At 48.2% G+C, this 461-nt stretch carries 1 protein-coding gene; it reads right to left on the bottom strand.

Annotated elements, in window-relative coordinates:
* Positions 1-461 (bottom strand): isocitrate/isopropylmalate family dehydrogenase (locus C6366_RS21005; protein ID WP_255412110.1); only part of this gene is annotated, 461 nt, incomplete at both ends.

Below are 461 nucleotides of genomic sequence, written 5' to 3'. Positions count from 1 at the left end.
TTCTCAGACCGTCCTTGTGGGCGTCCGAAATAGATACCTCCGGTTAATTCTCGAATAGCGACAAAATCGGCACCTTCAACCAAGTCGGCACGCAGTGGCGATTTGTGCAACAATGAAGGGAAAGTACTCACTGGACGTATGTTGGCATAAAGTCCCAGTTTTTGGCGCATGGCCAAAAGTCCCTGCTCAGGTCGTACCTTAGCTTTGGGATCGTTGTCGAATTTTGGATCACCAATGGCACCAAAAAGTACGGCATCAGAATTCATACACAGCTCGTGCGTCTCATCGGGATATGGATTGCCGGTCTGATCAATAGCGGTGGCGCCCACAAGACCTTTTGTGTACGTAGCTGTATGGCCTTTTTTTTCACATATTGCGTCCACCACCTTGATGGCCTGATCAATAATCTCCGGGCCGATACCATCACCGGCCAAAACTGCAATGTTGAGTTTCATTATATT

Origin of the sequence: Desulfonatronum sp. SC1 (assembly GCF_003046795.1) — a bacterium.
GTDB lineage: Bacteria > Desulfobacterota > Desulfovibrionia > Desulfovibrionales > Desulfonatronaceae > Desulfonatronum.
This window is presented reverse-complemented; position numbering and strand designations above follow the sequence as displayed.